The sequence below is a fragment of the Microcoleus sp. AT8-B5 genome (genome assembly GCF_036705565.1).
In the GTDB taxonomy this organism is placed as follows: Bacteria; Cyanobacteriota; Cyanobacteriia; order Cyanobacteriales; family Microcoleaceae; genus Microcoleus.
Genome location: NZ_JAUBUY010000014.1, coordinates 83,553 through 109,766, shown reverse-complemented (window position 1 = coordinate 109,766; position 26,214 = coordinate 83,553). Strand labels below are relative to the sequence as shown.

At 46.7% G+C, this 26,214-nt stretch carries 19 protein-coding genes and 3 pseudogenes; 6 read left to right on the top strand and 16 right to left on the bottom strand.

Annotation, left to right across the window (positions count from 1 at the left end; genetic code table 11):
* Window positions 1-125: 125 nt before the first annotated feature.
* From QUB39_RS12275 to QUB39_RS12265, 3 genes are read left to right on the top strand one after another with little or no spacing between them, the layout of a single operon-like run.
* Complete coding sequence (locus QUB39_RS12275) at window positions 126-503, top strand: response regulator (RefSeq protein ID WP_333053715.1); 378 nt, start codon at window positions 126-128, stop codon at window positions 501-503.
* A complete protein-coding gene (locus QUB39_RS12270; protein ID WP_333053716.1) occupies window positions 500-1,108 on the top strand; it encodes a chemotaxis protein CheC in 609 nt (202 codons plus the stop codon). Before QUB39_RS12275 ends, QUB39_RS12270 begins: the two co-directional genes overlap by 4 nt.
* Window positions 1,105-3,297 carry a diguanylate cyclase domain-containing protein gene (locus QUB39_RS12265; protein WP_333053717.1) on the top strand — a complete coding sequence of 731 codons (2,193 nt, stop codon included), beginning with the start codon at window positions 1,105-1,107 and terminating at the stop codon, window positions 3,295-3,297. The genes QUB39_RS12270 and QUB39_RS12265 overlap by 4 nt, the downstream gene beginning before the upstream one ends.
* A gap of 351 nt (window positions 3,298-3,648) precedes the next feature.
* Here the strand turns inward: QUB39_RS12265 and QUB39_RS12260 are convergent, their stop codons facing one another.
* From QUB39_RS12260 to petB, 11 genes and pseudogenes are all read right to left on the bottom strand, one after another.
* Window positions 3,649-4,131 carry a hypothetical protein gene (locus QUB39_RS12260; protein ID WP_333314026.1) on the bottom strand — a complete coding sequence of 161 codons (483 nt, stop codon included), beginning with the start codon at window positions 4,129-4,131 and terminating at the stop codon, window positions 3,649-3,651.
* Between the two features lie 187 nt (window positions 4,132-4,318).
* Window positions 4,319-4,447 (bottom strand): annotated as a pseudogene (locus QUB39_RS30590) (ISAs1 family transposase); the annotation flags it as partial.
* 79 nt (window positions 4,448-4,526) lie between these two features.
* Window positions 4,527-4,697, bottom strand: a pseudogene (locus tag QUB39_RS30585) (transposase family protein); the annotation flags it as partial.
* Between the two features lie 297 nt (window positions 4,698-4,994).
* The gene (locus QUB39_RS12250) at window positions 4,995-5,849 is read right to left on the bottom strand and encodes a rhodanese-like domain-containing protein (RefSeq protein WP_333051814.1); all 855 of its coding nucleotides are present in this window, start codon (window positions 5,847-5,849) and stop codon (window positions 4,995-4,997) included.
* Window positions 5,850-5,852: 3 nt separating this feature from the next.
* Window positions 5,853-6,341 (bottom strand): type IV pilin-like G/H family protein, encoded by a 489-nt coding sequence (locus tag QUB39_RS12245; RefSeq protein ID WP_333051811.1) that lies wholly within the window; start codon window positions 6,339-6,341, stop codon window positions 5,853-5,855.
* Between the two features lie 37 nt (window positions 6,342-6,378).
* A complete protein-coding gene (gene mtnA, locus QUB39_RS12240; protein ID WP_333051808.1) occupies window positions 6,379-7,440 on the bottom strand; it encodes an S-methyl-5-thioribose-1-phosphate isomerase in 1,062 nt (353 codons plus the stop codon).
* 116 nt (window positions 7,441-7,556) lie between these two features.
* Entirely contained in the window at window positions 7,557-7,874 is a 318-nt protein-coding gene (locus QUB39_RS12235; protein WP_333051805.1) for a hypothetical protein, read from the bottom strand.
* 147 nt (window positions 7,875-8,021) lie between these two features.
* Window positions 8,022-8,243: a hypothetical protein gene (locus QUB39_RS12230; protein ID WP_333051803.1), complete on the bottom strand. Its 222-nt coding sequence runs from the start codon at window positions 8,241-8,243 to the stop codon at window positions 8,022-8,024.
* Between the two features lie 260 nt (window positions 8,244-8,503).
* On the bottom strand, window positions 8,504-9,865 hold the full coding sequence (locus tag QUB39_RS12225) for a cytochrome 450 (protein WP_333051800.1): 1,362 nt from the start codon (window positions 9,863-9,865) through the stop codon (window positions 8,504-8,506).
* Between the two features lie 831 nt (window positions 9,866-10,696).
* Window positions 10,697-11,179, bottom strand: coding sequence for a cytochrome b6-f complex subunit IV (gene petD / locus QUB39_RS12220; protein WP_333051797.1), 483 nt, complete (start codon window positions 11,177-11,179; stop codon window positions 10,697-10,699).
* Between the two features lie 183 nt (window positions 11,180-11,362).
* Window positions 11,363-12,031, bottom strand: coding sequence for a cytochrome b6 (gene petB, locus QUB39_RS12215; RefSeq protein ID WP_015174799.1), 669 nt, complete (start codon window positions 12,029-12,031; stop codon window positions 11,363-11,365).
* Between the two features lie 336 nt (window positions 12,032-12,367).
* On the opposite strand from petB, the gene QUB39_RS12210 reads away from it, so the two are divergent.
* Complete coding sequence (locus tag QUB39_RS12210; protein ID WP_333209843.1) at window positions 12,368-12,607, top strand: hypothetical protein; 240 nt, start codon at window positions 12,368-12,370, stop codon at window positions 12,605-12,607.
* Window positions 12,608-12,630: 23 nt separating this feature from the next.
* Here QUB39_RS12210 and QUB39_RS12205 read toward each other — a convergent pair whose 3' ends face one another.
* The 5 genes from QUB39_RS12205 to QUB39_RS12185 all read right to left on the bottom strand — a co-directional run bounded on the left by QUB39_RS12205 (window position 12,631) and on the right by QUB39_RS12185 (window position 24,191).
* Window positions 12,631-13,692, bottom strand: a complete 1,062-nt coding sequence (locus QUB39_RS12205) for a calcium-binding protein (RefSeq protein WP_333209845.1) — start codon at window positions 13,690-13,692, stop codon at window positions 12,631-12,633.
* 358 nt (window positions 13,693-14,050) lie between these two features.
* Window positions 14,051-21,343, bottom strand: coding sequence for a DUF4347 domain-containing protein (locus QUB39_RS12200; protein WP_333485068.1), 7,293 nt, complete (start codon window positions 21,341-21,343; stop codon window positions 14,051-14,053).
* Window positions 21,344-21,682: 339 nt separating this feature from the next.
* Window positions 21,683-22,579 carry an AraC family transcriptional regulator gene (locus QUB39_RS12195; RefSeq protein ID WP_333051788.1) on the bottom strand — a complete coding sequence of 299 codons (897 nt, stop codon included), beginning with the start codon at window positions 22,577-22,579 and terminating at the stop codon, window positions 21,683-21,685.
* The gene (locus tag QUB39_RS12190; protein ID WP_333051786.1) at window positions 22,551-22,763 is read right to left on the bottom strand and encodes a hypothetical protein; all 213 of its coding nucleotides are present in this window, start codon (window positions 22,761-22,763) and stop codon (window positions 22,551-22,553) included. Before QUB39_RS12190 ends, QUB39_RS12195 begins: the two co-directional genes overlap by 29 nt.
* Window positions 22,764-22,775: 12 nt before the next feature.
* Window positions 22,776-24,191 carry a transposase gene (locus QUB39_RS12185; RefSeq protein ID WP_333231243.1) on the bottom strand — a complete coding sequence of 472 codons (1,416 nt, stop codon included), beginning with the start codon at window positions 24,189-24,191 and terminating at the stop codon, window positions 22,776-22,778.
* 150 nt (window positions 24,192-24,341) lie between these two features.
* Here QUB39_RS12185 and QUB39_RS30580 point away from each other — a divergent pair.
* Together QUB39_RS30580 and ctpA are read left to right on the top strand one after the other, a co-directional pair.
* Window positions 24,342-24,800: pseudogene (locus tag QUB39_RS30580) on the top strand (transposase); the annotation flags it as partial.
* A gap of 105 nt (window positions 24,801-24,905) precedes the next feature.
* On the top strand, window positions 24,906-26,144 hold the full coding sequence (ctpA, locus tag QUB39_RS12175; RefSeq protein WP_333209850.1) for a carboxyl-terminal processing protease CtpA: 1,239 nt from the start codon (window positions 24,906-24,908) through the stop codon (window positions 26,142-26,144).
* The last annotated feature ends 70 nt before the right edge of the window (window positions 26,145-26,214 follow it).

Here is a 26,214-nt window from a genome sequence, read left to right as displayed (position 1 = left end):
TTTTAAGAACAGGAATTGCAAGTGAAGCTCGATCGCACACCGTCTCAGCACTTTAAATTACTGTCAAGATAAAAGCAGTACCTGCAACGCCGGTCAGTCCTAAACAATAGAAGGAGGAGAACGTAGTGACATCAATTCTCGTTGTCGAAGATTCGTGGTTGACTCGCAGGGTAATCTGCAAAATCCTGCGAGCAGAAGGATACGAGACTTGGGAAGCATCCAGCGGCCCAGAAGCTCTAGAACTGCTCGGCACTAAAACCCCAAACTGTATGCTCTTGGATTTGCTGATGCCGGAAATGGAAGGTAGGGAAGTCCTGCAAGCCATGCGCGATCGAGGATATAAAATTCCAGTGATCGTCATTACCGCAGACATCCAAGCCAGCACACGCTCCGAGTGCATGGAACTCGGAGCCCTAGCAGTCATTCACAAAATGCCCAACTCAGACGAACTAATCGGGTGGATCAAAAAAGCTCTCAGTGTCAGCGAGGAGAACACCCAATGAAATTAAGCACTCGACAGCTCGATGCTTTGCAGGAACTCGTCAACATCGGGATCGGTCAAGCCGCAGGGGTTTTGAACGACATGATCGACTCCCCGATTCGCTTGCAAATTCCCTACCTTCAGATTCTGACTCCCATCGACGTGGCAGAAGAGTTAGAGCAACACCTCAACGGCGAGCAAATCGCCGCTGTCCAGCTCAAATTCACAGGCTCCTTTGGAGGCATTGCCCAGCTAGTCTTTCCCACAAACAGCGCTGCCCTGCTGGTGACAATGCTGACAGGGGAAGAAGCTGGAACTCAGGATCTCGATTCAGTCAAAATTGGTACGCTGAGTGAAGTGGGAAATATTGTAATTAATGGGGTCATGGGTGCAATCAGCAACGTACTTCAGCAGCGCCTGAACTATTCAATTCCCACTTATAGCGAAGGGACGATTGCTAGTTTGCTGATATCTGGCGGTTTAGCTACTGATACAGTTGTTTTATTAGCCCAGACCAGTTTCATGATTGAAAGGCTTCACATTGAAGGAGATATCATTCTTATTTTCAATGTTAATTCCTTTGACACCTTGTTGACTGCTATCAATCAACTTGCCGGGGGTCTATGATTGAGGAGAGCAAAAGTATTAAGGAAAAGTTTGGGGTTCTCGACAGCGTACCAGTCGGCGCCTGCTTGCTGCAAGAGGATTTTGTGGTGCTGTTTTGGAACACTTGTCTCGAAGAGTGGACTAAAATTTCCCGCAGCCAAATATTGGGAACAAAGATCACAACCCATTTTCCTCACCTGAGTCAGTTAAAGTACGCCACTCGCTTCAAGCAAATCTTTGCAGGAGGCCCGCCAACAATTTTTTCTTCTCAAATTCACAAACACCTGATTCCGGCAACTTGGCAAGACGGCCAGCAGCGAATTCAGCAAACTACTGTGACTGCTGTGCCGGCCGTAGAGGCTGGCATTGAAGAACAGGAGATTAGAGACTGGGTTCTCCATACTCTTGAGTTGGAATCAGACGGTACTGTCGGCTCCCGATCGTCAAGAAGTGCTTTTGTGTCTAGGGAATCTCCACCCTCAGTTTCGTCATCAATATGGCCGGGGGTCAATGCCCCATCGTTCTACGCGCTGCTGGTGATTCAAGACGTGACCGACCTCACCCATCGCATCCAAGCTTACCGCACAATGCGGGATCAAGCTGTGGAAGAAGTGCAAGTGCGTCAGCGGGTGGAGGAAGAATTGCGATCGAGCCAGCATTTCATCCAGCAAATTGCTGACGCGGCGCCTTATTTGCTCTACATCTACGATTTGACCCAACAGCGCAACGTCTACGTCAACGGTCAAGCTTCTAAATTGCTGGGCTACACTCCCCAAGAAATTTTACAGATGCAAACTGCTTTGTACTCCAGTTTGGTGTACCCAGAAGATTTGCCGAGGCTCAAAGCCCACCAGAAAAAATTTCCCTCGACTCAAGACGGGCATATTTTGGAGTTGGAATATCGGCTCAAACATCGATCGGGCCAATGGCGCTGGTTTCGCTGCCGCGACCAAGTTTTCGCCCGCACAGCCGACGGCTGTCCCAAACAAATTTTCGGCACCGCTCAAGATATCACTGAGTACAAGCGGGCAGAAGAGACGCTGCGGCAGCAGAACGAACGAGAACTGCTGATGGCGACGATTACTCAGCACATCCGCCAGTCTCTGGATTTGGGCGAAGTGCTCCGCACAACAGTGACAGAAGTGCGTCAGTTCCTTCAGGCCGATCGAGTGATGATCGTCCGCTTTAACACCTGTACCGGCAGTTTCGGCGCCGGCCCGGCGACGGGGGCGGTGACAGTGGAATCTGTAGCTGCCAACTGCCAGCCGATGTTGGGGGAAACCCTGGAAAATTTCTGTTTTGACCAGTTTTATCTCGAAGCGTACCAACATCGAGCGATCCGACCGATCGCCGATATCTTGGCTGCAGATTTGCCACAATATCAAATTGACTTGCTCGCACAATTCGCGGTGAGAGCTTATTTGGTTGTGCCTTTAGTGCAAGGAGACGAGTTGTGGGGGCTGCTGATGGCCCACCAGTGCAGTCCCCGGCAGTGGATGCAGTTGGAAGTAGAGTTGCTGTCTTCTCTGGCCACCCAGTTGGCGATCGCCATCAAGCAAGCAGAACTCTACCAGCAGTTGCAAGCGGCCAACCTCAAGTTAGAGCGCTTGGCAACTTTAGACGAACTCACGCAGCTAGCCAACCGCCGCCGTTTCGATCAGTATTTAGAAATGGAGTGGCACAGACAAGCCAGGGAACAAACGCCTCTGTCCCTGATTCTCTGCGATATTGATTCTTTTAAAAGCTACAACGATACCTACGGGCATCAAGGCGGAGACGAATGTTTGCGACAAGTCGCCGCGGCGATCGCCGATGCAGTCAATCGGCCAGCAGATTTAGTAGCTCGCTACGGAGGCGAAGAATTTGCCGTTATTTTGCCCAATACCGCGATTCAAGGCGCGGTGTTGGTAGCCGAACACATACAGCTCAAAATCGCAGCTTTGGAGCTGCCTCACGCTGGTTCTCAGGTGAGCCCCTACGTCACTCTCAGCCTGGGCGTAGCGAGTATTGTTCCTGGATCTGAATCGGGAGCCGAAATTCTGATTGCTGCAGCCGACCAAGCGCTGTATCAAGCTAAACGACTTGGGCGCGATCGTATCCAACTTTACCAGCCCGATCCTGCTGGCAAGCCGAATGGCACAGGCACTTCGATACTGCCTGTAGATTTTTCTCTACCTAACACTAATTTACCCTCTCCCACTAGCGCTTGACGAATTGCCATATTTGTGGATTCCGAGTAGTTATGCCACTCCGCAAAAAAAATGCCACTGTAAGCCCGCGATCCAAACCCTGATCTCCCTCTGCTGTAACTTATCACCACAACTCCAGCACAACCAACTTTCTTTCTGAGCTCCGTTACATCAGAAGAAAGCGAATCCGTTGCCGAACTTCCTTCTTCAACATCTGCTATATCCTTGAGGGTTGCAGGTTCGGGATGCTAAAGAAAGGTTTTGCACAAGTTGCCAAGTATCTCGATCTTCAAATAACAGCCATTCTGCACCTTCGCAGTATAATTTGGCTAAATCGACGCTACCACCAATTCGCTCGATCGCCCTACGAAATTATATCCTTGGTATTTCGCCGCTTTCGCTAACTGTCGATCGGGTTTTTGCCGAAACTTCCCGAATGTCGAGGACTACTTTACCATCTCGACATCCTACTGCTTCCATAAAATATGTAAATTTTGCGATTTGAGATTGATGTTTGAGATAATTTTCTAGGTATGGAGTAGCTTCGTAGGCGTGAATTACGGCTTGGGGAAATCTGTTCCTCGCAGCAATCGGAAATAAGCCGACATTGGCTCCAATATCAATAATTGTCGTCAGCAATTCAGATAATTTCTCGACTCCGTAGCAGTCGTCTAAAAGCACTTCTATAAATTCTCCGTCCATGCCTTTCTCTAAAGGCACGTTTACTTGATGCAGTTTTCCTTGCACAATTAATTGTTCGGGTAATTGAAAGTTAGCAACTCTGTTAAATTTAATCCCTAAATTTTTTGCTCTAATTTGGCCCTGCACGAGTTGCTGAAGTTTATGGACAAGCATAGGGAGAGATGGAGATTTGTTTTCATTTTTTTAACATAACGTTCGATGATGGAAAAGCCTCTAAGGATCGCGAATTAAATAACTTACAATTTTAATTGTTATTGTGGGATGGGCGTCCCGCCCGTCCACTCATGACGGGCGGGACGCCCATCCCACAAACTTGTGGAAGTTATTTAATTCTCATTCCTAAGAGTGCCGGAATTGCCGTAATCTCGTTGGAATGATCCTCAACTTTAACTTGCCCTAAAACTAAACGCTGTTCACTTGCCCAAGCCGTGACCAAATGCAAAGCTTTTACGCCTTGATTACGGTTGACGCACCCTACTGGCCTCGTTAGTGGTTTAAATACTCCACAGCTTACCATTGGGTAATTCGAGAAATTCCTCTAACCATTACTGTTTAGCGATGCCATAATTTTCCATGTCTTCCCAACCTTCGGCACCGCCAATGACTGCTAAAATAGAGATTACTAAAATATCTTTTAATGAGTGTTTTTGGGTTCTTTGAACTCTGGGGTCCGGGATTTCTGCTACATAATTCAATAAATTGGCTTGGATGTCGCCCAGATGTGTTAAATGTCGTTTTTCTGCTCTTTTGGCTTGAGATTTTACAGCGAGTTTCAATATAGGTGCAAAACCCTTTGTCATTGTCTTTGACTCCGTTTCAACTTGATTGACTTTGTTAAGATTCAAACTTGATTATAGGTTTGAGTTCGGTGCACAGATATAGCTCCTATTGGCGGCTTTTTGTCAAGTACAATTTATACCAAATTAGATGAGCTTACCCTGCTTTTATCGATAATTGAGAGACTCTCTTCTGACGCACGCTAGGGCCCTACGACTGACATACCCTACGACTAATTTCTAATTGCTAGTTTTAATTTTTTTCAGGGGATAGCTATCTGCAGGCGAAGCCGACCATTCCCACATTGAACCTGCATAATTCTTAGCATTAAACCCCACATTTGTCAAGACACAAGTCAACCATGCGGAGCGAATTCCCCCGGAGCAATAACTCACAATTTGAGTTGATTGCGAAACTCCTTTTTGCTGCAAAATAGCGACAATTTCCCCACGATCCAGCAGTTTTCCTTGTCGATCCATTAACTGTTTGTAATAGAGGTGAACCGCACCGGGAATGTGGCCGCCCCGCTTTTCTCCGTAAGGCGTTTTACCTGCATATTCTCGCGGCTCTCTGGCGTCAATAATGACTAAATTCTCATCTCCTAAAATAGCTTTCAATTCATCCCGCTGAATTTCCCAATTCGAGAGGCGAGATATTACCAAATCTCCTGTTTTTGGTGGATTGTTTGCTGCTTTTAATCGATTAATTCCAGCTTTGATTAAAGCTCGATATCCTCCATCGACAAAAACTGCTTTTTCGTGTCCCAAACTCCGCAACATCCAAACAATTCGCCCGTCTTCGCCCCACCCTTTCACCGCATCGGCAACGACTATGACAGGTTTGTCTTGACAAATACCAATTGCTTGCAGTTTTTGAGTTAAAACTGTGTTATTTTCGATAATTTTTCCCTTGTGGGGAAAGTCCGATCGCGAAAATTCCTGCCAAGTTACGGGAATAGCTGGTGGGAGACGGCAAAACCACTTTAAAATAGGTGCGCGAGCATCTAGTAAAGTAGCTTCTTGTTCCAGTAATTGCTTAGCTAAAGCTGCATTTACTATCCAGTTATTTGGTAAATTACCCAGTAAATTAGACATAATTTATTGAGTAACTTTGGCTGTATTAGCACCGCAGGCTAAAACCCCTTTGGTATTAGTTGGATTAGCTGGTTTAGTCTTGCCAGGAGCAGCATTTATACACAAGATTGTTTGGGTCTTGTTTGCCACCAAAAACACTCCCCCCACAACACTTTTGAGATTAGCTTGCTTCGATACTCCGTAGTTAAATACAGCACCTTTTTTCACCATGCCGATCGAGTAGGTGTAATTGGCTGAGTTAGGTTTAAATTGGAGACCGAGATAAACCAATAGATTGGAAACTGAACTGGTAAAGCCTGCTTTTTCTGCATAGTAAACTTGCTGGGCTTTATTCATCGAACCCACAAAGTTTTTCGCTTGTAATTCCTTAGCTTTAAGCGTTTGTGAAACTTGAGCTTCGGAGACTGGACTGAAAACAACTGGCAGAGTTAGAGCTGCGATCGCAACTTTGAGCTGCCAGTTGCGGCTGCTATAAATCCTGCTTAATTTCACAGATACCCGGTGGAATGAGCAGTTGAGAAACATATAATTAAACTAATTGTTTTGCCTGAAACTGTTTCAACGCCCCAGGAGCAACCGTACCGTGTTCTGTGATTATTCCCGATATTAACTCCGCCGGAGTTACGTCAAAAGCGGGATTGTAAAATTCAACTCCCACAGGACAAATTCGCGTAGTTCCAACTTGATACATTTCAACTGGATCGCGTTCTTCAATGGGGATTTGGCTGCCGTCGGAAAGTTCAAAATCAATTGTGGACAGAGGCGCGGCAACAAAGAAAGGAACGTTGTGAGCTTTGGCAACAATTGCTAAACTGTAAGTGCCAATTTTATTGGCGGCGTCGCCGTTAGCAGCAATTCTGTCTGCACCGACAACTACTGCGTGAATCATTCCGAGTTTCATGCAGTGGGCGGCCATATTGTCAGCTATTAATGTGACAGGAATTCCTTCTTGCACGCATTCCCAAGTGGTCAGTTTTGCACCTTGGAGACGGGGCCGAGTTTCGTCTGCAAAAACTCTTCCAAGTCTTCCTTCTCGCCAAGCAGAACGAAATACACCTAAAGCAGTTCCGTAGCCGGCTGTTGCTAATGCACCTGCATTGCAGTGAGTTAGTAAGTTCAATTTTTCGGGTGTAGCTGGCAGAACTTCTAAACCTTTGTCGCCGATATCTTTACAAGTTTGCAAGTCTTCTGCTTGAATGGTTTTGGCCATTTCTAACAAACTTTTTTGGATTTGTTCGACGGAACCGCTAGTTTGATTTGCTGTTTTGAGCATTCGCGATATTGCCCAAAACAAATTAACTGCTGTGGGACGAGTGGAACCCAATAACTCCCCAACTTGTTCTAGTTTAGTTAAAAACTCGGTACGATCGCCCGTTTCGATTTCTCGCGCCCCCAAATACATCCCGTAGGCTGCTGCAACCCCGATCGCCGGAGCACCTCGGACTATCATAGTTTTAATCGCCTCAGCCATATCTTCGTAGCGGCTAATTTCGACTACACCGTATTCTTTCGGGAGTCGGTTTTGGTCAATTAGCAGAACTCGGTCTTCCATCCAAGTGACGGGGGAAACAGGGGAGTTTTGAGGGGTCATCTATTTCAATTATGTGAGGGACAAGTTTCTATGATGCCATGAAGGCGACTATTCCCGCCACTTCGATCGACAAAACCCGCCTAATTAAGCGGGTTTTGTAGTTTTCCTAAATAGTTTCACTCTTGGGCAACGATCAAACAATCACTCTCCACTTTAGACAGCATATCTGGAAACGCTGAGGTGTAATTGCCATCTTTGTCTACAACCCTGCGAAGTATATATCCATTGTCAGCAGGTCTGCCGAAAAACGAGTTTGTGCGATGCCAGATATCTCCATTCGGAGTGTTTGGATCTCGATCGATCAAAAAATCTACAAGCCACTGCGGCACAGAGAATCCAAACACTATCGGCGTAATGTGCCCGTGCTGCAAAGTTGCATCCGAGAATCGGAACAAGTAGCTGAAGCGAGAAAATTTGACTAAATAAATTAACATCCGTCCCGCCATTGATGAATGAAATGTCCAGATAACAGGGTCAATCGATTTTAGATTTTAGATTTTAGATTTTAGATTGAGCCCACGGATAAATGCGAGGGCTTGAGGATTTTTGATTTTCGATTTTGGATTGATTCCACGGATAAATCACGTGGCGGGTACCACATGAAGAAATTCCTGGTCAAAAACGCGCAGCAATAACGTCCGTTCGTCAGCATTCCAGTCTGAACTGTACATCGTCAAACAATCGTCTGGTAAAACATTCCCGTCCATAAAAAAGATACCTTGCAGCACTTCAGGTAACTCCGCTGGATGTTCTACTTTCATCCAATTCGCGATGTCTTTTAGTTGCTTGTGTTTGATTAACATGGTATTATTTATCCTCAAATTAGTTGTGTTTTGGTTTCCTATTGGATACCCCCTTGATTTCTGAGTTTATCGCTCGATAGTTTATGTGGCGTGCGGTTTCAACTCACATCTTGCACCATTCTCAATAAGGCTTTTATGTGCGGGCAGGATGCCCACCCCACAAGCAATTAATTCTTTGTGGAACAGGCCGGAAAGCCTGTTCTTGACAATGGTGCAATATCTCAGTCTCAACCGCTGTCTGATGCGAGCTTTTGGATTAATTACCGCCGCAAATTCGGCTCTGAGGCTCGTCGCACTTTGCCTACCGTACTCACGACATCCACCAGCATCTTGAGTGCGATGTCTTTACCGGGGCAAATCCGTCCCGCACTCCGATCGCCCACGGAATGAAAACCCATATGAAAAGGGCACAGATTCTCCCGCTTAGCGTTGAATTCGTATACCGTAGAGCCCCAGAAACCCTCGTCTAGCAGCCCCAAACTGAGCGGTATCAGTACCTTGGTTCCGGCGGGGAAGGTGCGCTCTTTGCCCGCTACCGTTGCGGTGAAGGGCTCTGTCGCGACTCGGTGCGTGGCGCTGACGGGAGCCCAGAGGCGGGCGCATTCGAGGAGGAAAAGCTCGATCGACTGGCGATCGTCCAAATCGAGCTGATCCCAAAAATCAGTCGGGTTAATTTTGGCCGTCTGCTGTCCTTTATAGGCGGGGAGAGGGCGGTATCCCATTGCCGTGTAGCCTAGGTGCAGGGGGCCTTGCAGTCCCGCTATGCCCATAATTGATGTCATCAGCTTTGCTAATTCCCGCTTAGTCATGCCGTTGTTTTCCGAGCTCTCCTCGAAGTTGGCTAAAGCTGGCGAATTTTCATAGATAGTCGCTGCACGCTCGATTAGAGTGGACAAATCCCCGTGTCCAAACAGGTTCAGGCTTTGCAGCAGGTTCCCGATGACGGCGAAGTAGTGCAGCGGGCTTTGGCGGGTGTAATGCAATTCGGTGAGAAGTTCGATCGACTCTGAATCGTCTGGATTAATCCCAAAGATGACGTAGTGCAGGTATCGGACTAAAAATCCCATCCAACCGCGCTTGACATGGGTAAAAAACGCTCCCCCCGCACCGTGCGACATCTCGGCATAATCTGCGGCTAGCCGATCGAGTAACCGTCGGGCGATTTCGTCTCCTTGGCGATCCGTTGTAGCACTGTTGAAGAGATATTTCTGCATACAGCTTCGGAATGCTGCGTGGTTGCTGCTAGCATCAGTTTCACGATCGGACAAAGACAGCAGGAAAAGGTTTCTGCCGCCGACATCTTGGTTGGGGGCGCTATCGGGATCGAGTACAGAAGTACCCAGCCGCCATCCGCGCGCCTGGGGCGATGTGAGTGCTTTTTCCAGCGTTGCAAACTCTCCCATCACGACTTGCCCCGCGCAGCAAAAGTTGGCTCCGAAAGCCAGCCGTTTTAGTGGCAAATAGGTGGGTTCGTTGGCAATCAAACCCTCAATCAGGGCGATCGGCGGTAGCATCGTTTTGCTGAGACTTTCTTCCGGGTTTTGCAAAGCCCAAACCTGAAACTCGTTCAGGGCCGGGTTCATCAGCGATGAGAAAATAGTATCTAAATTTAGGTTCATCATAATTCCTCCGAGAATCCTTCGCCCTAACGCGCTTTGCAGTTAGCAGCAAGAGGGTATTGAGCGACAATTGAGCGGGATTCAATACCCCCAAAATTACCAAAATCAGTACGTATAGCTCTAGCCATGTTTATTTGCGAACGCAGTGGCAATATAGATATAGTTGTACTGAATATATCTGCGCCCAAGTCTAGCCTTGTCCCGGAGATTGAGTGGAATTTTTAACAATTTCTGGTAAGTATATCTACTTTCTGCCTCTCAAGCTTCTCAAGTATTAGCCCCAATCTCTGAGAGTCGCACCTAACCGTAGATATTTACAAGAACTCGCCCCTACAAAATACTATGGTTTTGTTTGTGCTGATATATTTAGATATAGCGATTCTAAATGAATTGTGTAATTTTTGTAGGGGCAAACCCCCCGTGGTTGCCCCGATCCGTGGGGGGTAGGCACGGGGAGTAGGGGTAGCACTACCCCTACATATTTGTACAACTGATGCGAGGATTGCTATCTAATATTTTAGACTGCTGTATGCTTCTGAATTTAATTGAATAAAATCAGAGAATTAATTACTGAGTATTATTAAATACTAGAGCTAAAAATCCCCAATCCCCAATCCCCAATCCTTGAATTATTCAATTTTTCAATCAATTGAAGTTCCCAATCCCCAATCCCCAATTCTTCAATTCTTTAATCTAAAATCCCAAATCTAAAATCTAAAATCTAAAATCTAAAATCTAAAATCTAAAATCAATTGACGCCCGCTAAAGTTTCCCAGCAGTACAAAAGCACTGTACAGGAAACCCGCAGGCGTCAAAATCAAGCAAACTTAAATCTTAGAAAAGACCCAGTGTGAAAGATTTGTCGATCGGGAAAATAGCACCAATACCCAACCACAGAGTTACCGCAGTTCCCAACAGGAAAACAGTAGTAGCAACAGGGCGGCGGAACGGATTTTGGAACTTGTTAACATTCTCGATGAACGGAATCAAAATCAAGCCCACGGGAACACCGGCCATGCAAGCAATACCCAACAATTTGTTAGGCAAAACGCGCAGGAGTTGGAACACAGGCCACAAATACCATTCCGGCAGAATTTCCAGCGGAGTAGCAAAAGGATTAGCAGCTTCCCCAACCAAAGCCGGGTCTAGTACAGCCAAACCCACGCACAGAGAAATCGTTCCCATGATGACTATAGGGAAAACGTAGAGCAAGTCATTAGGCCAAGCTGGTTCGCCGTAATAGTTGTGACCCATGCCCTTAGCGAGCTTAGCGCGGAGGGCGGGATCGCTCAAATCTGGTTTTTTGATAATAGACATAGTGAGAGTGTTCTCCTTTTAGTTTTACCCGGGCCTGGGATTCCGCTGTATTCGTTAGTCTGAATCAGCGGCGCGATCGCAGGAAGTATTGACCGTAAATAAATATGATGAGTGATGAATTCTGAATTTTCAACTCAAAATGCAGCGGGGGGCAAAAAAAGTACCGCCCCCACAACTCAAAACTTACAACGGGCCAGAGATACCTTGCTTGCGAATCATCAAGAAGTGAGCCAGCATGAACACTACAATCAGCCAAGGCAACACAAAAGTGTGCAAGCTGTAGTAGCGAGTCAAAGTGCCTTGACCGACGCTGACACCGCCGCGCAGCAGTTCAACCATCAAAGAACCGACAAACGGGATAGCTTCGGGGACGCCGGAAACGATTTTAACTGCCCAGTAACCGATTTGATCCCAAGGCAGTGAATAGCCGGTTACGCCGAAAGAAACAGTGATGACTGCCAAGATTACTCCTGTCACCCAGGTTAATTCGCGGGGCTTTTTGAAGCCGCCTGTCAGATAAACCCGGAAGATGTGCAAAATCATCATCAGCACCATCATGCTGGCAGACCAGCGGTGGATGGAGCGGATCAGCCAGCCGAAGTTGACTTCAGTCATCAGGTATTGCACTGAAGAAAAAGCTTCTGCTACCGTGGGACGGTAATAGAAAGTCATGGCGAAGCCGGTGGCAAACTGGATCAGAAAGCAAACTAAAGTAATTCCGCCCAAGCAGTAGAAAATATTGACGTGCGGGGGTACATACTTTGTAGTGATGTCATCGGCGAGCGCCTGAATTTCCAGGCGTTCCTCAAACCACTGGTAGGTTTTAGAGTCGGTGATTTGTTTAGAAAACATGGAGCCAGAATTCCTAAAAGAATATTGCTGTGGTTGAGGTTCAGGGCAGCAGCCACAAGGTTTTTTGTCGCCCCGCGCCGAGCAGCTTGCTTTTACTAGCAAATGCCTGAGGCTATTTTTTAAATTTGGAGCTGACGAAAGGAAATCTCTTGTGCGATCGCCTGCAAGCCCTGGGAAACTAAGCGGTGGCTTGTCCCTACTCGCTGGCGTTGCCCGATCGAATTCCAGACTGTGATAAAAAATGTAACATAATTGCCGTGCAATTTTCACGCGGGCGATCGCTTTTTGGACACTTAAAAGGCTTTTTTCGGAATCTCAACATCCGCCCAAGCTGCTATGGGGGGAAGGCTGAGCTACAGAAAGCAGTCCGAGCCGGAAATCGGTTTGCCGGGAGAGCCCAAATTTCATCTCGATCGCAAAACTTTACCTTTTGGCCCCAAACGCCCTCACGGTCGATCGAGTAGCCCGATCCGGTTCGATCGTACAATCGAATCTTGTTTTGCAGTCAGGACTGCAGTCCTTTCTAACAAAATCTGCTGGCTGCAACCTGCGTATTTCCGTAAAAAAAGTCGGTGATTGGCCCCATCCGCAAAGTTTGATCACAATTGAAAAGAAAGCAAACTTTCCAGAAAAACTGGCAGTATTGGCGAGAAAGGAGTGGGAAGTGGCGGTATCGGAAAGGGAATTTCCGGCAGAGACGGGAAGGATGGAAAGTCTCGCGATGGCGGTGTAAAACCTGTCGAAACGATCGCGCAATCGGATAGACTCACATCTGTAACATTTTTAACGTCGGCGATTAAATCCGATCCGACCAATATCCGAGTTCCCCGTGTGATACCGTCATCATAAGATTCAAATCGGTAAGAGAAGAAGCGAGGGCCGTCACGATCTTGTACGAAGCCAACAACTTGAATTTTGTCACCTTCGACCCGGTTAAAATCCTCAATAACGGCATAGGCATTATCACCGCTATAGAAAAGGTAAGGACGGGCATTTGACGAACCGAGAACAAAGATGTCAGCATCACTTTGCCCGATCAAATAATCGATTTGTGCTACTGTTGAGGAAAAGCCGTAACCCGATATGATGTCATTACCCGGCCCGCCAATCAGGGTATCGCTGCCTTGATTTCCCTCAAGCAAATCGTCTCCTGTATTGGCGTTAATGTAGTCATTATCTAAGTCACCTATTACAGTGTCGTTCCCACTTTCTCCAAACAGGCGATCGTTACCTTTGCCGCCCGTTAAAAAGTCGTTGTTGCTGCCACCAAACAAGCGATCGTCTCCATCTCCTCCGATCGCCGCATCATTGCCTTGACCGCCGTTAAGACAGTCATTGCCAGCCCCTCCCAAGATACTGTCGTTATTGTCTTCCCCTCTGATTAAATCCGCGCCTTCGCCACCCTCAAGAAGATCGTTCCCGGCACCTCCTTCAAGTTTGTCATTGCCTTCGCCACCGCTGAGACTGTCGTTACCAGAGTAGGCCAAAAGGCGATCGTTACCGACTCCACCTGCGAGACTATCATTTCCTACTCCGCCATCTAAAGTGTCATTACCACCCAAACCAAATAGAGTATCATTGCCTCCCAGCCCGCACAGCGAATCATCGCCAATTCCACCGGATAGCAAATTATCGAAATTGTCACCGCATATAACTACCATAAAATTGTCCTCCTGAAAACTATTTCACAATTACAGTCACTCAATTTTAGATTTTGGATTTTAGATTTTGGATTGTTCCCCTCCCTGCAATTTTAAATTTTAAATTTTGAATTTGGTAATGACTTTAGTCCTGATATCAAATCTGTTAGCATCGGATTTATTCCTATCTCTCTTTTATTCATCTGCGTTAATCAGCGTCAATCCCTTGTCCGGGGCGGTTAATACATTCTCTTTTTTTAACCGCAGATTAGGGCAGATAAACACAGATTAACGCAGATGAATTAGAGCGATTCAGGTTGCATCATCCGTGATTGTTGAACAAATATTAGGGACACACAATTTGCCTGTTCCTAATATTTTAACTGAAATCATTGATGCTAATTTGGTTAGCTGTCACGCCATTGAGCGCAGCTAAAATTTCCCCGGTTGCTGTCAAGCTGATTAAGGTTGCACTGTTGCTGGGAATAATAGAAAGTTGCGAGACGGTTAAATTTTCGGCAAGTACGAAGAAGTCGATGCCTGGTTCAAAATCAAAAATGATATCGCTGCCAGAATTGGCTGAAATTAAGAAGCGATCGCTCCCATTTCCTCCTATCAAACTGTCATCGCCGTTTTCACCGCTGAGAAAATCAGATCCGTTACCGCCCAGCAGAATATCGCTAGCTTGACCGCCGTAAAGACTGTCATTGCCTTCCCCTCCACTCAAGCTATCTTGACCGCGATTTCCAAATAGGATATCTTCCCCATTATTGCCGAACAAATTATCGCTTTCTTTGCCGCCGTAAACAGTGTCATTGCCGTCGCCACCGTCGAGGGAATCGTTGCCTTGATTGCCGTGTATCCAGTCGTTGCCGCCAACACCGCTGAGAGTATCATTGCCGCGTTTGCCGGCGATTGTATCGCTGCCGCTGTCGCCGGAGAGGTTATCGTCGCCGTCAGTTCCGGTGAGATTGGAGTTAGCTGCGATCGCATCTATTTCTCCTTCAATCACCGCAACGGCAGGTGTATCGGGCAATGTGGTTTGTTGAATTTTGGTATCTAAGGCAGTACCAGTATTTTCGGCAATAACTTGGGCGATCGATTTCGTACCTGTACCGACTGCTTTTAAGTCTTTAGAGGTTTCACCTAGGGCTACTTTTTGCACGCGGGCAACTTCTCGGTTAACTGAAGCTGTTGCAGTGTTGGATACAACTTGGTCAACGCGCTGATTTGCTGCGGCCATTACCTTAGCTGCATCCGGGGCAATTTGCAACAATTGCTGAGTGTTTAAATCCGAGTCAAATTGTTGGGCTGCTGTGGCGGCGCGATCGACAATTGTTGCTAACTGGTTGGGATCGCTGAGATTGAGAGTTGTCCCCGATTGAATTTGTTGAACGATCGCACTTACAACTGCTTTTACGCTGTCGGTATTGTCCAGAATCGACCCACCGTCTATTAAAGCAGCAGTTTGGGTAATGACGTTTTGTACCTTGACCATTGCAGTCAAAGTTTCTACCCCACCCGCGATCGCGTTTTCGGTAGCTGCGATCGGATCTAAACCCGTTATGTCAACATTAGCGGGAATCGAAAGAGAAGATTTGACGAGAGATTCGGCGCGATCGCTGTCAATTCCTTTGTCAATTAAATCCGCTACTAAACTGGTTAACAAGGTGACAACAGTAGCGTAAGGCGGGGCCGTGACAGGGGTTTCCAAAGGCAAACCAGTTGCCGTATCAATGCCACCGAAAGCAACAATATTGCCTTCCTCTGGATCGAGTTCGCCATTTTGATTTTTGTCGAAAATGGTGGAGTCGAGATCGAGATCGAATTCGCCGTTATCGCCAGTAGTAGCAGAAGGTTCGCTAGCATCGAGGACACCGTTTTTGTTGGCATCGAAAAAGACCGTAGCACCAGCAATATAACCGTCAATCACAAAACCGCCGAGGCCACCACTCTTGAACCGAATTACCTCGCTAACACTCGCGCCAGATTCATCAGTTCCAGTTAATTTCAGCCAATAATTGAACGTTCTTGGGCGAGTCGGGCCTAAATTAATCGTGCGAGTTGCCGAATTAAAAGTTAGCCAGGAAGGCAAAGGAATTTCCGGGAAAGTTGAACCGGCAATTGGTTGGCGGTAGGAACCGCCATTGCGATCGGTTCTCCAGGTAAATGCAGATGAACTTAAAGCGCTAGAATTTGCCAGGGCGATCGAATAATTAATGCTGTCGCCCGGATCGGGGTCAGTATAGGTATTGGCCGCTAAATTAAAAGCATTACCGCTTTGAGAAAAACCTAGCGCTGCACTTTGCGAAAACAGAGAACGATTGACAACTGGCGGGTTGTTGCCGACAATACCTTGAGCCAAAGCCAGCATATCAACGCGCTTGAAGTTTAAGCCAGTATTGATCACGTTATCGTCTTCGTCGTCGCCGTCATTAATCGTGACGCCGCTTGACAGCAAGAAATTCACAAACTCAGTTGGGGTTAGTCGGCGGCCCAAATCTCGCTGCGCTAACTGTTGCGCTAGCACTGCTATTCCAGCAACATGAGGTGCAGCTTGACTGGTACCGGAATAGCTAGTCAAAGGGGTGTTAGGGCCAGCACCCGTAATCAAAGTACCGGGAGCAAAAACGGTTGTTAAAGTGGAGTGGCGCTGAGAATATGGTGTAATGCGATCGGCATCGGTGGTATAGGCGATCGCGCCACCGCCGTGTGTCCGATAACCCCGGTTCGCATCGTACACCGCACCAATTGAGAGTGAGTTAGCATCGGCTGCGGGGTAGGCAACGCCCTGAACGCTGTTATAGCCCAATGGCCCGAAAGCATTACCTGATGCGGAAACAACAATTACATTCCGTGCTGCTAACTCTGCTAGTTCATCGCTAATGCCCCTCGTTTGGGGGGTGTTGTAATTGCCGTTATCACCGAGTGACATATTCACACTGGCGATATTGTACGCCGCTGCATTTTCTACCACCCACTGCAAAGCTTGTTCTATATTCGCGAAAGTGCCGCTGCCCGTATCATCCAAAACTTTGAGATGAATGATGTTAGCACGGGGTGCCATCCCTGTGTGGACTCCATTTTGGGAAGTAGCAATACTAGAGACGTTTGAACCGTGTCCGTCAACGTCGTCAGCTTCGTCATCGCCATAGGCGTAATCGTAATTGTAGACAATGCGATCGGCAATGCCGTCTGAATCACTATCAGAACCAAAGAATGGGTCGTCTAGATCGATGCCAGTATCCAAAATTACTGTTGCAAAACCATTGCCGTCTATTCCGGCAAAACGCGGTGCTGCGCGGAAATCATCGATGTTAATCAGCGGGGCAGATATGTCAGTGGCGGGGGCGAATGTTCCGTCTATAACTGATATCAACTCTCCAGCTTTGTAAACTCGGTCATCTGAACCTGTAGTGGTGATGCCTGGAAGACGGGGTTTAGCAGAGAGATCGAGATTGTAAGGAGTTTCTCCACCGTTGGCTAAGGAGACTCGGACGTAATAAGTACCGTGTTCTAAAGTGCGGTTAATTGACTCGGATGCGGTGCCCAAATTGTTGGAAGTGGCGATCGTATTTCCGCCACTGTCGAGCAACTCAACTTTAGCATCTGCATTCAGTCCGCCCAGCGACAAGTTGAAGTCATTCCTAGCACCTAAACTGAATTTGTAGTAATCATCAATCTTGCTGCTGCTGATAGCATCCTTATAGCTTCCGGTACTGGAACCTACAGTGATTTTTCTGACTAAATTATCAGCAGGTATCGCCGGCGGCATGATGATTTGCACTGGTGTTGGTGTCGGCGGCAAAACTGTAAGCGTTGGTGTTGGTGTCGGCGGAAAAACTGTAGGCGTTGGTGTTGGTGTCGGTGTAATTGGCGATGTTGGTGTTGGTGTTGGTGTCGGTGTAATTGGCGATGTTGGTGTTGGTGTAATTGGTGGTGTTGGCGTCGGTGTTGGCGTCGGTGTAATTGTTGGCGTTGGTGTTGGCGTCGGTGTTGGTGTTGGCGAGGTTGGCGTCGGTGTTGGTGTTGGCGAGGTTGGCGTCGGTGTTGGTGTTGGCGAGGTTGGCGTCGGTGTTGGTGTTGGCGTCGGTGTAATTGACGGTGTTGGTGTCGGTGTAATTGAAGGTGTTGGTGTTGGTGTGGGCGTTGGTGTTGGCGTCGGTGTAATTGACGGTGTTGGTGTTGGTGTTGGCGATGTTGGTGTGGGCGTTGGTGTTGGCGTGTCATTATCGGTAATGGCGACAGTGACAGGCCCGATCGCAATTCCGCTATATTTAACGTCGGTACTTGTTGCGGCGTGATTGATTGTGCCAGTGTGAGTACCTTCTACAACTGTGTCATCCGTCGCAATCACAGTTATAGTTTGGGCAATATTCCAATTAGTAGCGTCGAAGCTAATAGGGGCGATCGCACTTATTTGATTCCCCCCGTCAAAGCTGACTGTTACGGGCGCGGTTGGCTGCGAATTTAGCTGAAGTGTATAACTTCCCGTTGCACCGCCTTCTGCTGCTGTGGTACTGGCGGGATTAACGGTAACACCGACTGTATCGCTGTCGATGTTAGTAACGCTGACATCGGAGAGATTGAAATTGTTGTAATTGCTGTCTGTACTAACAGCCAAAGCAGTGACAATATTGTAAGCAATATCGCCGTCAGCGATATTGTCGCCAACACCTGTCACCGTTACCGTCTGCGCCTGATTCCAGTTATTAGGAGTGAAACTTAAGCTATTAGTAGAAACTGTTCCTTCTGCAGGATTGGAACTACTTAAAGCTATGGTAACAGGTGCCGTAGGTTGACTGTTGAGGACAACACTGAAATTAGCCGTACCTCCCGCTTCTGTTGTAGTTAATCCGGCTGTGGGATTAACGGTAATGCCGGGAGTTTCGTTGTCGCTATTCGTAACGCTGACATCTACAGGATTGAAATTGCTGTAACTGCTGTCTGTACTAACAGCCAAAGCAGTGACAATATTGTAAGTTTGATTGCCGTCAGCAATATTGTCGTCAACGCCAGTAATAGTTACAGTTTGCGGCGCACTCCAATTGGCGGGAGTGAATGTCAGCGAGGGTGTAGAAACTATTCCCTCGGTAACATTGGAACTGCTTAAGCCAACAGTCACGTTAGCAGTTGGTTGAGAGTTGAGTTGGACAGTAAATGTTGCTGTTCCTCCTGCTTCTGTTGTCGTTAATCCGCTATTGGGATTAACTAAAATTCCAGCAGTGTCGTCATTAGTAATAGTAGTTGTAGCAGTAGCAGTTGTAATTGTTGGAGTCGGGCCTGGTGCGATCGGATTTGATAAGGTGACAGTAATAGTTTCATCCGGTTCGATCGCACTGTCGCCCAAAACGTCCAAAGTAATCGTTTTCGATGTCTCGCCCGCAGCAAAATTAACCGTACCATTAACGTTAGTTGCCCCGGAAGTGCCGCCGATATTGTTGTAATCGCTGACGTTTGTAGCAGTTCCGGCGATCGCATAATTGACGCTGCTGGCTGCACCGATACCGCCACTGCGAGTAACGGTAAAAGTAACGGATACAGTTCCCGTATTGCCTTCAGCTACCGCAGCCACAGCGGCGGCAATAGCATAAGAAATAGTGCCGTTACTGGGAATAGTTAGGGTCGCTTGATTTGTCGTACCTGCAATGCCACCTGCGATCGTACCCAAGTTGAGAATGACTGTTTCTGCATTCTCAGCGATATTGTCAGGTTTAATAGTGACTGCAATATTTTGTTCTGTACTTGTTCCGCCTGCGGGGAATGTAATTGAGGTAGGGGAAATGGTGTAGTCTGAATTTTGGGTAGCGGTGCTGTTGGGGTCGATGATAATTGGTACAATGACATCAGCAAAAGGAGTGCCGCCGCTGATAGTAACGGGGATATTAACGACTGTATCTGCATCCCCTTCAGTCCCGCTGAAAGTAGCTGCACCAAAATTGATTGTGTTCTGTGAATTTAAGAGAACTGAAACATTATTAGAACCTCTGTTAGCAACTGCGAGATCGAGTCTGTCGTCCGCATTAAAATTTGCGATCGCAATAGAACTCGGATTTGTTCCAACGCTAAAGTTGGTCGCACTGCTAAAACCGCCAGTTCCATTTCCCGCCAAAATTGAAACGTTATTAGAACCGCTGTTGCTAACCGCTAAATCTCGTCTGTTGTCGCCATTAAAATCGCCAATCTTAATCGCACTTGGGTTTAAACCAACATTAATGTTAGTCGGAATTGCAAAACTGCCATTTCCTGTTCCAAATAAAATTGAGATGCTGTTAGAACCGCTGTTGGCGACTGCGATATCGAGAAAATTGTCGCCGTTCAAATCTCCAACTGCGATCGCACTCGGACTTTGACCGACATTAATATTAGTCGGATTGCCAAAACTACCTTGACCATTTGCCGATAATATGGTAATATTATTAGAATTTTGGTTGGCGACGGCGAGATCGAGAAAATTGTCGCCGTTCAAATCTCCCGCAGCGATCGCGCTGGGACTTTGCCCAACATTCACAGTAACAGGAGTGGAAAAACCGCCTTGTCCCGTTCCCAAATAAATGCCAACATTGCCTTCAGGTACAAAAGCATTGCCGCTGGATTGAGTAATGGCAATATCGAGTAAATCATCAGCATTAAAATTGCCGACAGCGATCGCGCTAGGATTTTCGAGGGCATCCAAAAAGCCCGGACTGTTAAAGTTGCCATTACCCGATCCTAAAAAGATATAAATGCTGTTAAATTCCGCACCTTGGGCGGAAGTTATCGCTAAGTCGGAAAAGTTATCGCCGTTAAAATTGCCAACTGCGATCGCGGTAGGCCGCAATACCGAAGTCAAATCAGTTCCAGCGTTAAATCCTCCTTGACCGTTTCCCAGTAAAATAGAAACCCTATTCGTGGTGGGGTTAGCAACAGCTAAATCTAAGATGCCATCGTTATTGAAATTGCCAGTCGCAACAAAGGATGGACTGGTTCCCGCATTAAAGTTACCACCAGAACTAAACGTATTGAGAACGTGGCCGTAAGCTGCGATCGCTTCTGGCACAAATGCAATGGCAGCTTTAATTGTCCCCGCTGTTACTGTTAATTTCCAATCGCCACCTTTTGCCGCACAACCTGTTAAATTATTAGAAGCGGCAACATTTGCTCCTGTTAGTTGACTCAGATTTTTGACAAATTCTTTACCTATATTTCCTTTGGCAACATTGCACCCGTAGAGCAAAATTTCGGCATTTTGTGTCAGCCCGCCCGCCCATTTCTTAACTATTTTAAAAAAAATGTCGGCGCTATCTCTCAAATTTTGCCAACTCAATTCCACGTTCCCCAGTTGCAAACAACCGGGATTTCCGTGGGCAATAATGTGAATTACTGAAAATTTTCTTCCCTGCAAAGCTTCGGCAATTTGTTCTAGGCCGTTGCGGTTAGTTTCTAATTTAATTACTTCGGTTTCAGGGATAATGCCGTCGATTAATGTTTGACAGTCGGGGACGGCAGAATCGATAAATGCGATCGCTTTTGAGGAAGGTTGAGTCATTGACTTTAGGGAAACAGTCGTTGGGGCGATCCCTAAGTCTGGGATGTTTAAGTCTGGAATGTTATCGTTATTACAGTTTTCGGCAGTGAAGGATTGGGGACTTGTGCCGGCCGGAAAGTTGGTACCGGTACTGAAAGTAGACATGATTAATTTACCTAGCTGATACTTCTGGTTTATCTGATGCCAGCAAGTCTACAAAAGCACCACCTCTGCTGTATTGTAAATACTTGCGGAAAACTTGCGAAAAATATAATTTTCTTGCGGAATTTATCCCTATTTGATGAAGAATTGTAACAGCGCCGACGGGCTAGGATTTTTATACGACAAAACTTACGCCTAAATACCAAAGAAACCGGGTTTTGTACCAAAATACACAGGTTTCCCGATCGGGAAAACAACCCGGTTTCTGAATCCCCGCAAGCCCTAGGCAAAAATACTTGGCAACTACAAACTGCTTTTAATGTGACTGAGGCTTGAGTTTTGTTAAAGCCGATCGCGATATTTCTTAGGAGTCACACCGACAATTTTGCAGAATGTCTTGCTAAAGTGACTTTGGTCGTGAAATCCCACTTGCTGGGAGATATATTTTATTGATAACTTCGGCTTTTTCAACAACTGTTTTGCTTTTTCAATTCGGCAGTGGGTCACGTACTGATGGGGGGTGAATCCAGTCGATTGTTTAAACATACGGCTGAAATGATAAGAACTAATGTTCACTAAATTAGCAAGTTCACTTAAGTGCAAATCTCGGTTTATGAATTCATTAATGTAGTGAATAACTAGCTGCAATTGGCCGGGATCAAGACCGCCTCCAACCTCTCGCCGGTTAGGTTTTTTCGCGCCATATCGGTGCAGTATGTGCAGTGAAAGCGCGTTTTTCAGTGCATCGACATAAAGAGTACCGTTTAATCCGCCTGATTCTAGTTCGGTTTTGAGAGCCCAGGCAATTCCGTGAACCAACGGATCGCGGGTTTGCCATTGCGGTATAATTTCAATGGAATTTGAATTGATCGATTCGCCAACTGTATTGTCGAAGTCGGTAGGTTCAAGAGCGATCGCCATAAATTCATAGTCTCCGGTTGCAACTGACTGGAAATAAGTACCAGCAGCAGCGATGAACATCTGCCCGCTTTGCCACGATTCGCTACCGCAGTTTTTCCCGTTCACTGTTCCTTTTAGTGTGGCTGAATTGAGCATCAAGCCAACCGTGTGCTGTTCGAGACAGTGTTCGGGACATTCGTTTGGTGGCTGACAGTGATATTCGACATGAATTCCTTGCCACTTTGCGCCGTGACTCGACAGGATTGCGGGGCGCGGGAGAATCACTTTCATCGCGTCTGTCTTGGCAAAATCAAGAATTAATGGTTTCTGTGGGGACATAGCTGGCACCGACTGGACGAGTTGCTATTTTGTAGTTGACAACTCCTCGCCGTTCTACGGCGAGGATTCTTCTAAACATCCGAGTGCCTTCGGGACTGACCGTCGGGAAACAAATCTGAGTTAAATCTGCAACAGCGTTCCCAGCGTACAAACCTAAAATACTTGACACTCCCCGCGCTTGCATCCACGGTGATTCTTAAGGCATTTCGGCCCTAATATCCTTGTTGCCAAGGTTCCCAAACTCACCACGTTTGCTCTTTGAGCGTGATGATATTTTTTGGGCGTTTAGGTGACAAACACCAAGTTTCGCGGAGTCCCCACGTACTATTTCCAAGGCTCGATCTCTGATGGTTTTTGCTGCACCAATATCAGCGTGTTCGTGATACCCACATTCAACACAGATGAATTTTTCACCCTCTCTATTGGATTTGTCAATGTGTCCACAACTTCTGCATTCAGTGCTGGAGTATTTGGGGCTAACTTTAATTACGACCTTGCCTTGCTTTGCAGCTAAATACTCGATCTTCAGAATCAAATTACCCCAACCCGCATCAGATATAGCACGGTTCAATCCTTTCTTTCTTGATTGTCCATTTTTAAGAAACCTCCCTGTTTTTTCATCAGTTTTTACTTTACATCGACGCATCATTCCAGTAATATTCAAATCTTCTAAAGCGATTGCGTCAATATTGCGAGACACAATTTTATTCGCAACTTTCCATTGGTGTGCTTGACGTTTGTTACTAATTATTTTATGAAAACGCCCTACTTTTTTAATTGCCTTGTGGCGGTTTTTACTTCCCTTAGCTTTGCGGCTAACCCGTCTCTGTCTGATTTTCAGAGTCCGCTTAGTTTTTTTAGCTGTGGAAAATTTAGGGTTTTCAATCTGATACCCGTCAGACAAATGAACCAATTTAGTAATTCCTAAATCGCATCCTATTATCTTGGTCACTTGTTCGAGAGGTCTAGCCCTGTATTCAGGAACGGATTTATCTTCTATCCTGAGAGAAATATGCCAACCATCTTGACGCTTTCTAACGGTGCAAGCCTTAATGCTAAACCCCTTGGGAATTGGACGCGAGTTATAAAATCGCATCCAACCTAATTTAGGAAGATAGATTTTATTTTCTTGTATTTTTACACCCATTACGCAGGTAAAAGATGTAAAATTACTTCGGTTTTTGAATTTAGGAAAGCCCCTACCTTCAAAGAAATTCTTGTAAGCAGTGTCTAGGCGTTTAACATTCTGCTGTAGAACTGTTGAGTCTACTCCACTGTACCAAGGTCTAGCATTTTTCAGTTGTGGTAGCGCTGTAATCTGAATGTCCGTCGCACTTCGACGGGGATTTTTAGTGTGGCCATCCTTATCAAATCTAGAATCTTTCCAAGGATTCCCAGTTGCACCGTTCTTGCTGACAAAACAAGTTAGCGGTGAAGCTTCGCCACGAGTTGTAATGTTGCAGTAACTACCTTGGATGAATTGTTGATTATATTGGACAATTCTGTCATTCAGACACCAGTTGTAGTGGCTTCTAAGCATATCTACCCAAGCTGACATTTTTGAGGCTTGGCTTTGATTGGGACGCAGCTTGTAAGCAAAGTTGGTCAACAATTGCAGTTCACCTCTTGTCTTTGTCTTGCGTTTAATCTACAGTAGGCGTAAACAAAAGTCAATGAATATGGCTAAATTTTCTCCTGATGAGTACAGACATGAGAGCAACGCCGTCTCTCTACTAAACTATCACTTGGTTTTCATTCCCAAAAAACGAAAAAAGTGTTGACTGGTTCAATTGCTGAGCGACTGCAACAGATTATTTGCGATGTCTGCAATGAAAACCGATGGTGCATCATCACGATGAAGATTAGGCCGGATCACGTTCATCTGTTTATCAATGCTAAGCCAATAGATGACCGGGCTACAATTATCAGGAAGATTAAGGGAAGAGCGTCAATCGATTTTAGATTTTAGATTTTAGATTTTAGAGGCGACCCCACGGATAAATACGTTCGGCAAGTTTCATCTGATACAGGTTTTTTATTTCTGGACGGATGAATCACGTGGCGGGTATCCTGGATGCGGGAATTGTCACATCATTTGAGAAAGGAGTTTCCTGAACTCCTTAAATTGCCTACTTTGTGGACACCTACCTATTTTGTTTCGACTGCTGGGAATATTGGCACGGAAACCGTTAAACCCTACATTGAGGCACAAAGAGATTAGGCAGGATAAATCCTGCAAAACCCTTTCATCCCTGGACTAAAGTCACAGGGTTTTCAGGGTATGTTTTATAAAATGTAATACTTACTGGTATTTTACAGAAAAATCATGCACAGACGAGTTTCCCAGATTGCTATTGTACTTTGCCTCCAAGTCGTCCTAGTTCTAGGTGGGTGGGCGCAGCCTGCGGCGGCGCTGACTCCAGAACAGCAGCTATTGAGCGAAGCTTGGCGAATTGTCAATCGCTCTTATGTGGACGACAGCTTTAACTCTCAAAACTGGTGGTCGATTCGCCAAAAAGCTGTCAAGCAACCGCTTAACGACAGACAGCAGACTTACACGGCGATTCAGGGGATGCTGGCGAATCTCGATGACCCGTTCACTCGACTGCTGAAACCCGAACAGTACCGCAGCTTGCAGGTCAACACTTCGGGAGAATTGACCGGTGTGGGGCTGCAAATTGCGATCGACCCCCAGACAAATACCCTGACAGTGGTGGCTCCTTTGGCCGGCTCACCGGCGGATAAAGCTGGTATCCAACCCCTCGATCGCATTCTGAAAATTGATGGCACTCCCACCTCAGAATTGAGCCTAGACGAGGCTGCAACTCGAATGCGCGGCCGCATCGGCACTCCCGTTACCCTCACCTTGGGGCGCGAGGGAAGGGACGCTGCTGAGGACATTGAGCTAGTGCGCGATCGCATTGCTCTGAATCCGGTTTACGCGGAATTGCAGTCGGGGTCGGAAAATTTGCCGGTGGGCTACATTCGCTTGAGTCAATTTAGCGCTAACGCTACTGAGGAAGTCGCTCATGCGATCGACCGCTTGGAAAAACAAGGAGCCGCCGCCTACATTCTCGATCTGCGGAACAATCCGGGCGGACTGTTGCAAGCAGGGATTGAAATTGCCCGCTTGTGGCTCGATTCCGGGACGATCGTCTACACGGTGAACAGACAAGGCATTCTCGGCAGTTTTGAAGCGTCTGGAGAAGCCCTAACTAACGATCCGCTGATTGTTTTGGTGAACAAGGGAACTGCCAGTGCTAGCGAAATTTTGGCGGGTGCGCTGCAAGATAACGGCAGAGCTCAACTGGTAGGAGAAAAGACTTTTGGCAAAGGGCTGATTCAGTCGCTGTTTGATTTGTCTGACGGTTCCGGGTTGGCTGTGACTGTTGCTAAGTACGAGACGCCTAACCATAAAGATATTAACAAGCTGGGGATTTCGCCCGATCGCGTAGTACCTTTGGAACCCATCGCGCGCGATCAGATTGGCACCGCAGCAGACTTGCAATATCAAGCTGCACTGCAACTACTGAAAGAAAAAACCGTGCTGGCCAAGTCAGTATAAGCCGGAGTTTGCAGTTTTGAGCTTGCAGCAGGTGACAATACGCAGGTCTGTCTGTCTCTGCGTTTGCTTC